Raw genomic sequence first — 13,416 nt, 5'->3', positions numbered from 1 at the left:
TGAACTGTCCCCGGCGTTTGCCCCCGTCGGCTCGCTACTTGCCATACCGCCCGGCAATCACCTTCTCCAGCGCGCGGATCGCCTGCGCCTCGCCGCCGGTCGGGCCATGCGGGCGATCGGAGGGACTCCAGCCGAAGATGTCGAAATGCACCCAGCTCTTCGCCTTCTCGACAAAACGCTGCAGGAACAGGGCCGCAGTAATCGAACCGGCGAAACCGTCGGTGGTGACGTTGTTGATGTCGGCGATCTTGGAGGACAGTTTCGCCTCGTAAGGTTTCCACAGCGGCATGCGCCACAGCGGATCCTCGACCTCGGCCGACGCCTTTGCGATCTCGTCAGCCAGCGCATCGTCGCCCGTGTAGAAGGGCGGCAGGTCGGGACCCAGCGCCACGCGCGCCGCGCCGGTCAGCGTCGCCATGTCGATCAGAAGGTCGGGCGCCTCCTCGTCGGCAAGCGCCAACGCATCGGCGAGGATGAGCCGGCCTTCCGCATCGGTATTGCCGATCTCGACGGTCAGGCCCTTGCGGCTTTGCAAAACATCGCCCGGCCGGAAGGCGTTTCCCGAAATCGCGTTCTCGACCGCCGGGATCAGCACGCGCAGCCGGACATCGATATCAGCCGCCATGATCATCGAGGCGAGGCCGAGAACATTGGCCGCCCCGCCCATGTCCTTCTTCATCAACAGCATGCCGCTGGCCGGCTTGATGTCGAGCCCGCCTGTATCGAAGCAGACGCCCTTGCCGACCAGCGTGACCTTGGGCGCGGCCTTGCGACCCCAGGAAAAATCGATCAGCCGCGGCGCTTCCGTCGAAGCCCGGCCGACCGCGTGGATCATCGGGAAATTCGCTTCGAGAAGCTTGTCGCCGACGGTCACCGAGACACGGGCTTTGTGCGCCTTCGCCAGCTTGCGGGCCGCGTCCTCCAGCGCCGCCGGCCCCATGTCGTTGGTCGGCGTGTTGATCAGGTCGCGTGCCAGGAATACACTTTCGGCGATGCGGCCGATCGAACCGGCGTCAGCGCCCTTCGGCAGGGTGAAGCGGATCGACTTGCCGGGTTTCTTGCCGTAGCGGGTAAAGCTGTAGCCACCGAGCACCAGCCCGAGGGTAGCGAGGCTCGCATCCTCTGGCGCCGCGGCGAAATGCCAGTCGCCTTCCGGCAGGGACTTGGCAAGGGAACCCGCGGCGAGCGCGCCCTCCTGGCCGTTGCCCACGCCGAACAGCGCCTCCTCTATGCCTCCTTCGGGATTCGGCACGAGCAACAGGCGTCCGGCCTCTCCCGAAAATCCGTTGGCTTCCGCCCAGGCGCGCGCTGCAGGGGAAAGCGCCATTCCGTTAAAACCTGCGCTGGTAACGAGCTGGATGGGCCGGGAGTTCTTCGGGCGATGTTCGATCAATTCGACGGGCATGCAAACAGTCCATTCATGGAAGTTAACGCGTTTAACGGATCGTTAGGGTTAACAGAATATTTCTCGCAGGGAAGACAAGGGGCCTTGGGAGGCCATCGCATCAATGAAGACTTCAGTTCCGATGGCAATGGACATTCGGTCGGGCGCGAACTGGAAGCGCCTCGCCGGCATCGCGATCGTTTTCGCGCTGGCGGCAAGTGCTGCGGGCTGCGCCGGCGGCGTCTCGCGCGAGACGACCGGCTCGGTCTCGCGGAGCGTCGGCAAACCGGTCGACCAGCTCGCGGCAAGCGAACTTCCGGGTGCTGCGGCATCGCTCGGCAGAGCCTATGCGAAAGACACGAGGAACAAGGATGTGGCGTTGCGCTACGCCAACGTCCTGCAGATGCAAGGCAGCCAGGAACAGGCGCTCGCCGTCATGCGCAAGCTGGTCATCGACCTTCCCAAGGATCGGACGGTACTTGCAGCCTACGGCAAGGCACTGGCCGGCATCGGTCAGTTCGAACCGGCACTGGACGCCATACGGCGCGCCCAGACCCCGGAATATCCCGACTGGAAACTGCTGTCGGCCGAAGGCGCCATCCTCGACCAGATCGGCGAGAAGGCGCAGGCGCGCGAACTCTACCGCAAGGCGCTGGACATCAAGCCGAACGAGCCCTCGGTGCTCTCCAATCTTGGCATGTCCTACATTCTGGACGGCGACCTGAAGACAGCCGAGACCTATCTGCGCAACGCCGTCGGGCAGCCGGGCGCCGACAGCCGCGTGCGCCAGAACCTGGCGCTGGTGGTCGGACTGCAGGGCCGCTTCGACGAGGCCGAACAGATCGCCAGCCAGGAACTCTCGCCCCAACAGGCGCAGGCCAACGTCGCCTATCTGCGCGGCATGCTTTCCCAGCAGAACGCCTGGAAGCAGCTCAAGGCCGAGGACAAGAAGAAGGCAGTAGGCAGTCGGCAATAGGCAGTGGGACATTACTGCCGACTGCCTATTCCCTACTGCCCCCTATCGGCTTCCTCGCCACCAGATACGCGTCCACCGGGCGAGCGTTGGCCGGCAGCACCTTGATGCGGCTCGCGATCTTCGCCAGCGCATAGGCAATCGCGATGCTGGCATGCCAGCTCCAGCGATGCGCGACGTAGCGCTCGTTGGGCGGCCTATCGGTGCGGACCGGCAGAAGCCGGTGCAGCCAATAAATGACACCCTGATGCGGCGACGGCGCCAGCGTGCCGGCTTCCACCACGTCGAGGCCGAGTTCGGCGGCAAGCGCCTTGTAGGCGCCGGGATTCCACCACGTCACGTGATGCGGCGGGAGATTGATCGGGAAGTTGGGGATCTCGGTGAGCGGCGACGGATGCAGCGGCGCGGCCAGGATCAACATACCGCCCGGCCTGATCAGCCTGACCATGAGTTCGGCATGCCGGCGCGGATCGGGCACATGCTCGATGACGTGGAAGGCGCTCGCCACGTCGTAGAAGCCCGGCCGCTTGTCCGCATGTTCCTCTAGCGTCTCGCGGATCACCACATCGTCGACGTCAGGCCCCGCATACGGATCGAGGCCGGTGTAATGGGCATGCGGCAGATGGTGGCGAAAAACGCCCGGGCCGCAGCCGACGTCGACCACCTTCGCGCCTGGCGGGATGAACCCGGCGGAGCGCTTGTAGTCGACCCGCGAATGCGAGATGTTGTTCAGCCCCGCATGCACATCCCATTTCTTGTAATAGGTCTCGTAGAAGTCGCCATCGCCGACGATGCGCGGCTCAAAGAACACCAGCCCGGTCGGAGACTCGTAGAGCGTTATCCGGTCGATGCCCTTGAACAGCGGCGAGACGTCGACGCCCTGCCCTATGCGCCAGATCTCCTCGATGGTGCGCGCCGAAACGCCGTGGATGCGCCGCAGCGCCGGCTTGCCGGTGATCGGGCATGGCGGCAACGGTTTGCCGTCCTGGACGACGGCTTGGCTCAGTTCGATTTCAGCCATTCATCCGCCTTTTTGGAGTTCGGCTCGCGGCGTCAGGCCCGACGTTCCCTGACGCTCAAGATGATTTCCCGGTCGGGCCGCGACGTGAGATTGCCGAGCGGTTCGGGCCGGGTTCCGGGCAGCAGCGATAACCGAGTGCGGCTGAGAAGTCCACGCAGGATGACCGCCATCTCGACATTGGCGAAGCGGGCGCCGGGGCAGCCGCGCGCACCCATGCCGAAAGGCATGTAGCTGGTGCGCGCCGGCGCGGCCGTGCTTTCCAGCCAGCGCTGCGGCAGAAAATCGTCCGGGCGCGGCCAGAGTTTTCGGTGCCGGTGCAAGGTCCAGGGCGAGATCACGAAGAAGCTGCCAGCCGGCACCTGTTTCTCGCGAAAAGTGACATCCTGCTCGGTCTCGCGCAGGAAGAAGCCGATCGGCGGGTACAGCCTCAACGCCTCCTTCGCCAGCGAATCGACGACCGCCTCCGGCGCGCTTTCCCGCCATATGCCCTTGCCGTCGGGAGCTTCGCGGACAGCCCGCGCCGCCGCATCCTGCAGCGGCACGCGGCCGGCGAGTTCGAAGCTCAGCCAGGACAGCGTCGAGGCGGTGGTTTCGTGACCGGCGAGAAGCATGACGGCGATCTCGTCGAGCAAAGCCTCGCCGTCGGTCTCACCCGGCGCGAACCGGCCCGCCTCGGCGAGCGCCAGCGCGAAGGGCGCGCTTTCCAGCGCCTGCTCGCCGGTCATCAGCGGCCGTACGAAACGCTCATACATCAGCGTGCGCATCTCGGCGCCGATCCGCTCGATGCCCATTTCCCGGACGATGCGAGCCCGTGCCTTCTCGTCGCGCTTCGCCAGCATGAGCACGAGCGGCGCCGCCTTCTGATGGAAGGCGAAGAACAGCCTGGTGAACCGCACCGATTCTTCGGCGTCGAAGCGGTTGCCGAGCGTGCATTGCGACACGATGTCGACGGTCAGCCGCGACAATTCCTCGCCGATCGGCACCTCATGGTCCGACGCCGCCAGCCAGCGGTCGATATACTCGGCTGTCAGCGCTTCCGCCGTTTCGGCCACATGCGCGTCCGGTATCGTCGCCAGAGACCGCGAGAAGATGCGCCGCGTCTCCTTGACGGACGCGCCGCCCGGCTGGCCGAAAACGCCGCCGCCAATCAGCGGCCGCAGAAGATCGTGCACGACGACACTCTTCGGATACTGGCCTTTCCGATCGAGCATGACCGTCTCAGCGATCTTCGGATCGTTGGCCAGCGCGAGCTTGCGGTATGGCAGGTCCATGATCATCAGCCAGCGCTCCAGCGGCTTTCCGGCGACGAACCGCATCGGATCGGGAAACATGCGGCCGACGAGCCGGCTCGCATAAGGTAGGCGGCCCAGCGTCCAGAAGAGGATTTTCAGGAAGCGGAAAATGGCAGGCGCTCCTTGACCTCGATGGAGTAGGGACCGGCGATGTCATAGACCACATGTCCCCAGGTGACGCGCCGTGTCGATGCCGCGGCGATGAGGACGGCGATGTGGAACAGGTCGACCAGCGGCTGAACGAGCCCAAGCAGCAACTGGACAATCCTTACCGCACGCGGATCGGGCATATCGATCCGTCGCGCGACCTCCCCGACCAGATATTGCTTCAGAACGGCCAGCGCCGCCAGGCCCGCGCCGGCCCAGACGAACGTGCCGACCGTGAGCATCTGATAAAGGACCACCCCCCAAATGACGAGCCGCAGACCAACGCTGAGCACGGCCAGCCGCCACAGCCATGGCCGGTAGATGTGGCCGATCCTGTACTGGCGCACGGCGAAGCGCCAAGCTGACGCTAGGTCCAGCGTAGTCGGAGAGGCGATGAGCAGCGCGCCGCGCGTCAGCGTGCGCAGATTTGCCGCCATCGCATGCTCGGCCAGCGAAAGGTCGTCTGACAAAGTGCGTTCAAGGCTGCCCATCAGATCCATGCTTGTCGCGGCGGACCGCGATATGCCGACGCTTCCCCCCCACACGACACTGGTCGACTCAGAGCCCAGCCGCGGCATCAGTGTCAGGGCGCGGTCGATAGCGGTCACCAGATGGGCGCCGAGCCGATGCCGCGCCACGCGTTGCCAGCGATGGCCGGTGACCAGGTCGGAATGGTCGTCGACCAGCGGGGAGACCAGCGCGCTCAGCCACCAGGATTGCGGAAGAATGTCGTTGTCCATCAGGACGATGGCGTCATCCCTGTTGTCGATGCGTGCGAGCGCGGCCTGCTGGTTGCGGCATTTCTGGGCTTGGTGGGATGCTTCGCCAGCAACCACCATCTCCACCGGAAAACGCGCCAGCGGCGCCACGGCGGCAGCACGGCGATAGGCCGGATCCAGCTCCGACTCGACCGAAATGATCAGCCGGCGCGGTTGCAGCGTTTGGGCGTTGAGCGTGGCGATCAGCGCCTCGAGGCCCGGCGACGCCCCGGTGATCGGCAGGATGACCGTGGCGGCTGCCTGGCGCGCCGAGCGCGGTTTCTGCAGCCGTCTCAGCCGCAGCACGACGCTCGCCGCCGAGATGGCGTTGATCGCGAAGCCGATGAAAACCAGAACGTGAATCCACGGGACGGACATGCGCCCCGTCTAAGCGATGAACAGCCCGAACGGAAGGGAACGGATCAGATTTCGCTTTGGGCTATTCGCTCGACGAGGACTGCTTGTCGCCGAACAGGCCGCGCTGGCTGACCTGGATACCGGCTGGCCCCAGGATGATCGCAAAAAGCACGGGCAGGAAGAAAAGGATCATCGGAACGGTCAGCTTCGGCGGTAGCGCGGCAGCCTTCTTCTCCGCCTCGTTCATGCGAATGTCGCGGCTTTCAGCGGCCAGCACGCGCAACGCATGGGCAACCGGCGTGCCGTAGCGTTCGGCCTGGATCAGCGCCTGGGTTACGGACCTGACCGTCTCTAGGCCGGTGCGGTTGGCGAAATTCTCGAACGCCTGGCGCCGCTCCTGGAGATAGGAAAGCTCGGCATTCGTCAGGATCAATTCCTCGGCGAGTTCGACCGACTGCGCGCCGATCTCGTCGGCGACCCGGCGCATCGCCGCTTCGACCGACATGCCGGACTCCACGCAGATCAGCATCAGGTCGAGCGTATCCGGCCAGGCGCTCTGGATGGACTGCTTGCGCTTGGTCGCGCGGTTGCTGACGTAGAGGACCGGCGCATAGAACCCGGCGTAGCCGACGACCACCGCGACGAACAGCTTGATGAAGACCGGCTGCTCCGGCAATCCACCCAGCAGGAACAGATAGACGAGCGCGGCAGCGAGAAAAACGAAGGGCAGGACGAGGCGGAAGAACAGGAATTTGGTCAGCGGATTCTGGCCGCGGAAACCGGCGACTTTCAGCTTGTTGAGCGTGTTCTCGTCCACCAGCGCACGCCGCAGGTCCAGCCTGTCGACGATGTTGCGCATGCCTACGGACTGCTCCTCGCGCAGGCCCTTGCGGCGCCTGTCGGCCTCGGCGGCGAGACGGGCGCGCTGCTTGGCGCGCAGTTCATCACGCTCCAGCGCGACGGTCTTCATGCGCGCCTTGAGAGGATTGCCGCCGAAGGCGGGCAATATAGTGAAGAAGGTGGCGAATACGGCAATGCCGACCAGAAGCGCCATCAGGAACGATGGATCGGTAAGGGTCTTGGCGACTTGAGCGGTCATATCAGGCCTAGACCTCGAAGTTGATCATCTGGCGCATCACGAAGATGCCGATCGACATCCACAGGCCGGAGACGCCGAGAATGATGTTGCCGGTCGTGGTCGTGAACAGCGGCATGATGTAGCTCGGGCTGGACAGGTAGACGAGAAGGGCGACGATGAACGGCAAGGCGCCGATGATGGCGGCGGATGCCTTGGCTTCCATCGACAGCGCCTGGACCTTGGCCTTCATCTTCTTGCGGTCGCGCAGCACGCGGGAAAGATTGCCGAGCGCTTCCGAGAGGTTGCCGCCGGCCTGGCTCTGGATCTGGATGACGATGCCGAAGAAACCGGCTTCCGGACAAGGCATGCTCTCGGGCATGCGCAACGCCGCATCGGGAATGGACATGCCGATCTGCTGGGATTCGACGATGCGGCGGAACTCGCTTTTGACCGGCTCGGGTGCATCGGTGGCGATCAGGCGGATGCCGTCGTTGAGCGGCAGGCCGGACTTGACGGCGCGCACGATGACGTCGAGCGCATTGGGGAATTCATTGAGGAACGCCTTGACGCGGCGCGCCCTGGCAAAAGACACGAACCAGCGCGGCAGGCCAAGCCCTCCAGCAATGAGCACGCCGGGCAAGATCAGCAGCGGCGCACCCGCCATGAAGGCGGCTGCCGTAAGGAACAGGCCGCAGAGAACGGAATAGAGATAAAACCGCTCCACCGACAGGGTCAGGCCCGCCTGTTTGAGTTGGATGCGCAGCGGTGGTTTCTTGACGTTGTGGTCCAGCGTCATCTGCTTGGCGTCGAGATCCTTCAGCGAATCCTGAAGCGACTTGCGGCGCTTGGCGACCTCCACCTGGCGATCGCGAGACGCCTTGATCACCGCCCGGTCGGTGTCGGCGCGCTTCACCGTGTCGAGGCGCCTGTCGACCGTCTTTTCGGTGGCGATGCGATTGAACAGGAACGCATAGGCGATGGCGCCGGCGCTTAGCCCGGCGAGCACGATGAAAGCCAGTATCGTCGTATCCAAGCCGAACATGATGGCCCTTTCCGGCTATGGTCTGTTGATACTCAGGCCATGACGGCCTGCAAATGGCGCTTTTCTGCGCTTCGGATGCTCATGTACCCGGTCGCACACTGCGCTTCGGTTCTCGAAAAACGCCATTTTCGTCTCGTCCTGGCCTGTATCTCGACAGACCCTAATCCGTCCGCTTTTCCATCGCCTCGAGAGCTGCGGCGAGCCGCTGTTCCTCGCCGAAATACCGGGCGCGGTCCCAGAAGTGAGGGCGGCCGATGCCCGTGGAGACATGTTCGCCGATCAGCTTGCCCGAAGCGTCCTCGCCCTTGAGGTTATAGAGGACCACATCCTGGGTGATGATGACGTCGCCCTCCATGCCGATCACCTCGGTGATATGGGTGATGCGGCGCGAGCCGTCGCGGAGGCGGGCAGCCTGGATGATGACGTCGACGGAGCCGACGATAATGTCGCGCACTGTCTTCTGCGGCAGCGAATAGCCGCCCATGGCGATCATCGCTTCCATGCGGTTCAGGCATTCACGCGGGCTGTTGGAGTGGATCGTCCCCATAGAACCGTCGTGACCGGTGTTCATTGCCTGCAGCAGGTCGAAGACCTCCGGTCCGCGCACCTCGCCGACGATGATGCGCTCTGGGCGCATGCGCAGGCAGTTCTTGACCAGGTCGCGCATGGTGATCTCGCCTTCGCCCTCGAGATTGGGCGGGCGGGTTTCGAGGCGCACGACATGCGGCTGCTGCAGTTGCAACTCCGCCGAGTCCTCGCAGGTGATGACGCGCTCGTCGCGGTCGATGTAGTTGGTCAGGCAGTTGAGCAGCGTCGTCTTGCCGGAGCCGGTGCCGCCCGAGATCACGACGTTGCAGCGGACGCGGGCGATGATCTTGAGGATTTCCGCGCCATGCGGCGAGATCGCGCCGAACTTGACCAGTTGGTCGAGCTTCAGCTTGTCCTTCTTGAACTTGCGGATCGTAAGAGTCGTGCCGTCGATCGACAGCGGCGGCGCGATGACGTTGACACGCGAACCGTCGGGAAGGCGCGCGTCGCAGATGGGTGAGGATTCGTCGACGCGCCGGCCGACCTGGCTGACGATGCGCTGGCAGATGTTGAGAAGCTGCTGATTGTCGCGAAAGCGTATGCCGGTCTGCTCGACCTTGCCGTTCACTTCGATATAGACCTGCCTGGCGCCGTTGACCATGATGTCGGCGATGTCGTCGCGGGCAAGCAGCGGCTCGAGCGGCCCGAAACCCAGAACGTCGTTGCAGATGTCCTCGAGCAATTCTTCCTGCTCGGCGATCGACATCACGAAATTCTTGATGGCGATGATGTCGTTGACGATGTCGCGGATCTCTTCCCGCGCGCTTTCGGGATCGAGCTTCGCAAGCTGCGACAGGTCGATCGTATCGATCAGCGCGGAGAACACCTGGGACTTGGTGTCGTAATAAGTCTCGCTCTTTTCCCGCTGCGCCCTGCGCGGCTCCACGGGCGGCGGAACTTCGATACGCCGGGGAGGCGGAGCGGCCGGCACGACCGGCTTCGCGTCCGCCTGGCGAGGGGGCAAAGTCGCCGTATCGCCAGCCGGTGCAGGCGCACCCATCGGCGCGGGAGAGCGGAACTCGGTCTTGCCCCGGATTCCGTCGTCATTGCCTCGTCTACCAAACATGATCTTCTGCCGTTTTGCGCGTCGGAAGGATTACTTTTTCTTCTTCAGCTTGAGTTTTCCGAGGATGCCGGAGATGCCCGGTTTGGCCTTCGCCTTGATCTCGGCGCGGCCGGTCAGCACATGCGCGATTTCGTTGACCGCCTGGACGGTCGGATGCTTGGCATCCATCTCGCCGAGCATGCGGCCGTTGTTGCCGGCATTGCCGAAAAGCTGCGGGTCGAAGGGGATGACGCTGATCGGCGTGATGCCCAGCGGATCGGAGAAGTCGGCGACCGAAATCTCGGTCCGCTTGGGTACGCCTGACTGATTGATGATCAATTTCGGCGGCGCATCGTTTGGCCGCGTCCTCTTCAGCATGTCGACGAGGTTCTTGGTGTTGCGCAGACTGGCGAGTTCCGGCGTCGCGGTGATGACGATCTCGTCGGCTTGCAAGAGCGTCTGCTTGCTCCATCCTGTCCAGACATGCGGCAGGTCCAGCACCAGGAGCGGGGCGCTGCGCTGCGCTGTCTCGATGATCTGCGAGAAGGCGTCGGCATCGAAGTCGTAGACCCTGTCCAGCGTCGAGGGCGCCGCGAGGAGCGAGAGGCGCTCCGCGCATTGCGCGAGCAGACGGTCGAGATAGACCTCGTCGATGCGTTCGGGCGAGAAGACCGCCTCGGCCATGCCCTGTGCGGGATCCTGGTCGAAATTGATGTTGGCGGTACCGAAGGCGAGATCAAAATCCGCCACGACGACTTCGGAGCTGAAAAGGTTGGACATGGCCCACGCGACATTGTGGGCGATCGTCGAGGAGCCGACGCCGCCCTTGGCGCCGACGAAGGCGATCGAGCGACCGATCGGGTCGGCCTCGGGATCGACGAAGATGTGCGTGATGACGCCGACGATGTCGGCCAGCGAGATCGGCGCGACCATGTATTCCGAGACGCCGGCCTTGATCAGGTCGCGATAGAGCGCGACGTCGTTGTAGTGGCCGATGACCACCACCTTCGTGCTCGGATCGCAAAGTTCGGCAAGCTCGCCAAGGCTTTCGAGCAACTGACGCGGCTCGCTGCGCGATTCGACGATGATCAGATTTGGCGTCGGCGCGTTCTGGTAGAATTCGACGGCGGTGGGAATGCCGCCCATATGGATCTTCAGATGCGCCTTGGCCATGCGCCGGTCCTCGCCGGCGCGCTCGATCGGCACCGCGATGCCGTCCGTCTCGCAGAAGGCCTGGATCGAGATGCGCGGCACCGGACGCAAGGCGTACATGGCAGAAGCGTCGCGGTCCGCTGAACGCTCCACATCGAGAGCGGAATCGTAGGCCAGATTGCTCATATGGATGCCCCCTTGCGGCCCAATCCTCAGTAATCGACTTCGCGAACGGCACTATCGACCCAGACCGGCGCGTTGCGGTAGGCGTCGATGACGTTGCTGCGGCGCTCCGCATCGATCTCGGACTGCTTGCGCGGACCGAGTAGGTCGGCGGGGTTCTCAAGCTGGGCGGCGAGGTTGTTCTGATAGGAACAGCCGAAATCCGCGTAGTGCTTGTTCTGATTGGTCTCGGCGATATCCTCCGGCCAGCGCCCGCATTTGTTGGTCTGCGCCTTGATCGCGCTATAGGTCACCCGGACCGGCGCGGACACGTCGGGGGAGGTGGCCTGATAGGAAGAGACCGCGATGCGGCTTGCGGGGACGCCGTACTTCTTGGCGAAATGCGCGAAGTCGGCGCCTGCCTGGGCGGCGGCGGCCTGGTTGTAGGAGCCGACCGGCACCAGAATGTTGAGGACCGGAGCGGCGTTACGGTCGTAGTCGCTGAGGAAACCCCCAAGCGCCGTGCGCTGCATCTTGGTCATGCCGCGCTCGCTGGCGCCGACCGGCAGGTCGATGACCTGCTCCTTCTCGGCGATGAAGATCGGATGATTGGTCCGGTAATCGTCCGGCACCGCTCCCACCGTCACGCTGTCGGTCCTTGTCGCGCAGCCGGTCATCAGCGCCAATGCGAACGCGGTGCTCACCGCCAGCATCGGCCTTCGCAGTGTGCTGGCTCCGGGACGCATCGAGGCCGGTCTGAATTCGCAGGTCTTGTCGATCATGGCCCGTTTCCCGATCATTTGTAGATGAACCCGACCATGCCGTGGTACTGGCCGTTCGGTCTGTCCGTCTTCATGGTTCCGTAGACGCGGTTGACGCGGCCGAGGAACATGCCCGCGCCGTCGCTGGCGGGGTTGAAATTGTCGTCCGGCTTGGAAAGCGCGGAGCGCGCCACCGGCTTGCTCAGATAGGGCGTGATGATGATCACCAGTTCGGACTCGTTGCGCACGAAGTCGCGGCTGCGGAACAGCGTGCCCAGCACCGGTATCTTGGAAAGGCCCGGTACCCCCTGGATCGCCTGACGGACGTCGTCGCGGACCAGGCCGGCGATCATCATCGAGCCGCCGGAAGGCAATTCAACGGTGGTGTCAGCCAGGCGCTTGCGGATCGACAGCATGTTCGTGCCCTGCAAGTTGGCTCGTGGCTCGAAAATTCCGCCGAGCAGGCCCGGACTTTTGCGGGGAGGGCCTCCCTCAAACACCACGGATCCTTCCGTGGTCGGCTCCGAAACCGAAGTCCTCACCTTCAGGCTGATGCGGCCGGGAGAAAGCACGACCGGAATGAACTCCAGTCCGATGCCGTATTCCAGCTTCTCGACCGTGTAGGTGATCTGACCGGTCTTGTTGTCGTCTGAGACAGCGCTGTTGCGCCCGGTGACCAGGTTGAACTCGCCGCCGACCTTGAACGTCGCCTTCTCGCCGGACACCGCCGTCAGCGTCGGCTCGGCCAGCGTCTTCATGATGCCGGCCTGCTCCATGGCGTTGACATAACCGTCGATCACCGAGCTTCCGAAGGCGAGGCCAGTGGCCGACAGCGGCTTGCCCAGGCCGAATGACGATTCGGCGATGGCGCCCCAGCTTATGCCGTTGGAATCGCCGCCGGCGATAAGGTTCACGCCGAGCTGCTTGAAAACCGTGCGGCTGACCTCGGCGACTGTCACCTTGAGCGTGACCTGATCCTCGCCGATGATCTGCAGCAGGTTGACGATCTGGCTGACCCGGCGTTCCTGGTCTGGATTGTCGATGGCGACGCCACTGTCGCTCGATCCGCCGGAAGCGGTCTGCGAATATTGACCCGTGGTCGCCTCGCCGCCGGTCACGAAGATGTTTGCGAGATCGGCGGCGCGTTTGGAATCGAGCGGCGTCTCGACGGTGCCCGTCAGAACCACGTTGTCGTTCAGCAGTTCGACCGTGACGTCGGAGGTCGGGATGAAACGCTTGATGTAATCCTCGAGACCGGCGACGTCGCGTTCGATCTGGAGGTCCAGGCTGGCGATCTGCTCGCCGTTGGGTCCGAACACGAAGATGTTCGTCTCGCCCACGGCCTTGCCGAAGAGATAGATGCGGCGCGCAGTGCGGGTCACGGCATCGGCGACGGCGGGATTGGCGACCAATATGTCATAGGCGTCCGTCGGCAGATCGATGACGATCGACTTGTTCAGCCCGAGGTTGATGCGCTGGCTGTCGCGCTGGGTGGGTCCCACCGAAACGAGGTTCGAAGCGGCGGTCGCAGTGCCGACGCCCGGCAGGCTGGTACCCGCCATCAGGACGGCGCAGGCTGCCGCTACCGAGGTGGCTTTCTTCAGCATCGTCATGGGAACACCGCGTCCGGCCGCTTTGGCCATCGGCTCCATCTCT

General features: G+C 64.1%; 11 protein-coding genes. 1 reads left to right on the top strand and 10 read right to left on the bottom strand.

Annotated elements, in window-relative coordinates; genetic code table 11:
• Positions 1 to 34 precede the first annotated feature (34 nt).
• On the bottom strand, positions 35 to 1,405 hold the full coding sequence (locus ACH196_RS08745; RefSeq protein ID WP_396646498.1) for a leucyl aminopeptidase family protein: 1,371 nt from the start codon (positions 1,403 to 1,405) through the stop codon (positions 35 to 37).
• 103 nt (positions 1,406 to 1,508) lie between these two features.
• On the opposite strand from ACH196_RS08745, the gene ACH196_RS08740 reads away from it, so the two are divergent.
• Complete coding sequence (locus ACH196_RS08740; protein WP_396646497.1) at positions 1,509 to 2,360, top strand: tetratricopeptide repeat protein; 852 nt, start codon at positions 1,509 to 1,511, stop codon at positions 2,358 to 2,360.
• Between the two features lie 25 nt (positions 2,361 to 2,385).
• On the opposite strand, the gene ACH196_RS08735 is transcribed toward ACH196_RS08740, so the two are convergent.
• The 9 genes from ACH196_RS08735 to ACH196_RS08695 all read right to left on the bottom strand — a co-directional run bounded on the left by ACH196_RS08735 (position 2,386) and on the right by ACH196_RS08695 (position 13,412).
• Positions 2,386 to 3,378 carry a class I SAM-dependent methyltransferase gene (locus tag ACH196_RS08735; RefSeq protein WP_396646496.1) on the bottom strand — a complete coding sequence of 331 codons (993 nt, stop codon included), beginning with the start codon at positions 3,376 to 3,378 and terminating at the stop codon, positions 2,386 to 2,388.
• Positions 3,379 to 3,410: 32 nt separating this feature from the next.
• The gene (locus tag ACH196_RS08730) at positions 3,411 to 4,709 is read right to left on the bottom strand and encodes a cytochrome P450 (protein ID WP_396646495.1); all 1,299 of its coding nucleotides are present in this window, start codon (positions 4,707 to 4,709) and stop codon (positions 3,411 to 3,413) included.
• A gap of 56 nt (positions 4,710 to 4,765) precedes the next feature.
• Positions 4,766 to 5,953 carry a glycosyltransferase gene (locus tag ACH196_RS08725; RefSeq protein WP_396646494.1) on the bottom strand — a complete coding sequence of 396 codons (1,188 nt, stop codon included), beginning with the start codon at positions 5,951 to 5,953 and terminating at the stop codon, positions 4,766 to 4,768.
• A 61-nt stretch (positions 5,954 to 6,014) separates the two neighbouring features.
• Positions 6,015 to 7,031, bottom strand: a complete 1,017-nt coding sequence (locus tag ACH196_RS08720; protein WP_396646493.1) for a type II secretion system F family protein — start codon at positions 7,029 to 7,031, stop codon at positions 6,015 to 6,017.
• Positions 7,032 to 7,038: 7 nt separating this feature from the next.
• Entirely contained in the window at positions 7,039 to 8,052 is a 1,014-nt protein-coding gene (locus ACH196_RS08715; protein WP_396646492.1) for a type II secretion system F family protein, read from the bottom strand.
• A 160-nt stretch (positions 8,053 to 8,212) separates the two neighbouring features.
• Complete coding sequence (locus ACH196_RS08710; protein WP_396646491.1) at positions 8,213 to 9,706, bottom strand: CpaF family protein; 1,494 nt, start codon at positions 9,704 to 9,706, stop codon at positions 8,213 to 8,215.
• Between the two features lie 30 nt (positions 9,707 to 9,736).
• Positions 9,737 to 11,023: a CpaE family protein gene (locus ACH196_RS08705; RefSeq protein ID WP_396646490.1), complete on the bottom strand. Its 1,287-nt coding sequence runs from the start codon at positions 11,021 to 11,023 to the stop codon at positions 9,737 to 9,739.
• 26 nt (positions 11,024 to 11,049) lie between these two features.
• Positions 11,050 to 11,781 (bottom strand): CpaD family pilus assembly protein, encoded by a 732-nt coding sequence (locus ACH196_RS08700; protein ID WP_396646489.1) that lies wholly within the window; start codon positions 11,779 to 11,781, stop codon positions 11,050 to 11,052.
• A 14-nt stretch (positions 11,782 to 11,795) separates the two neighbouring features.
• Positions 11,796 to 13,412, bottom strand: coding sequence for a type II and III secretion system protein family protein (locus tag ACH196_RS08695; RefSeq protein ID WP_396646642.1), 1,617 nt, complete (start codon positions 13,410 to 13,412; stop codon positions 11,796 to 11,798).
• Positions 13,413 to 13,416 lie beyond the last annotated feature (4 nt).

The sequence above is a fragment of the Mesorhizobium sp. IMUNJ 23232 genome, assembly GCF_044326205.1.
GTDB lineage: Bacteria > Pseudomonadota > Alphaproteobacteria > Rhizobiales > Rhizobiaceae > Kumtagia.
The sequence above is the reverse complement of the archived record's forward strand: the minus strand, read 5'-3'. Positions and strand labels throughout refer to the sequence as shown.

What these genes read in the sequence shown, in the direction of transcription:
- ACH196_RS08745 (WP_396646498.1), bottom strand. Translation starts at nt 1,405, where the DNA reads ATGCCCGTCGAATTGATCGAACATCGCCCGAAGAACTCCCGGCCCATC.
- ACH196_RS08740 (WP_396646497.1), top strand. Translation starts at nt 1,509, where the DNA reads ATGAAGACTTCAGTTCCGATGGCAATGGACATTCGGTCGGGCGCGAAC.
- ACH196_RS08735 (WP_396646496.1), bottom strand. Translation starts at nt 3,378, where the DNA reads ATGGCTGAAATCGAACTGAGCCAAGCCGTCGTCCAGGACGGCAAACCG.
- ACH196_RS08730 (WP_396646495.1), bottom strand. Translation starts at nt 4,709, where the DNA reads ATGTTTCCCGATCCGATGCGGTTCGTCGCCGGAAAGCCGCTGGAGCGC.
- ACH196_RS08725 (WP_396646494.1), bottom strand. Translation starts at nt 5,953, where the DNA reads ATGTCCGTCCCGTGGATTCACGTTCTGGTTTTCATCGGCTTCGCGATC.
- ACH196_RS08720 (WP_396646493.1), bottom strand. Translation starts at nt 7,031, where the DNA reads ATGACCGCTCAAGTCGCCAAGACCCTTACCGATCCATCGTTCCTGATG.
- ACH196_RS08715 (WP_396646492.1), bottom strand. Translation starts at nt 8,052, where the DNA reads ATGTTCGGCTTGGATACGACGATACTGGCTTTCATCGTGCTCGCCGGG.
- ACH196_RS08710 (WP_396646491.1), bottom strand. Translation starts at nt 9,706, where the DNA reads ATGTTTGGTAGACGAGGCAATGACGACGGAATCCGGGGCAAGACCGAG.
- ACH196_RS08705 (WP_396646490.1), bottom strand. Translation starts at nt 11,023, where the DNA reads ATGAGCAATCTGGCCTACGATTCCGCTCTCGATGTGGAGCGTTCAGCG.
- ACH196_RS08700 (WP_396646489.1), bottom strand. Translation starts at nt 11,781, where the DNA reads ATGATCGACAAGACCTGCGAATTCAGACCGGCCTCGATGCGTCCCGGA.
- ACH196_RS08695 (WP_396646642.1), bottom strand. Translation starts at nt 13,412, where the DNA reads ATGGAGCCGATGGCCAAAGCGGCCGGACGCGGTGTTCCCATGACGATG.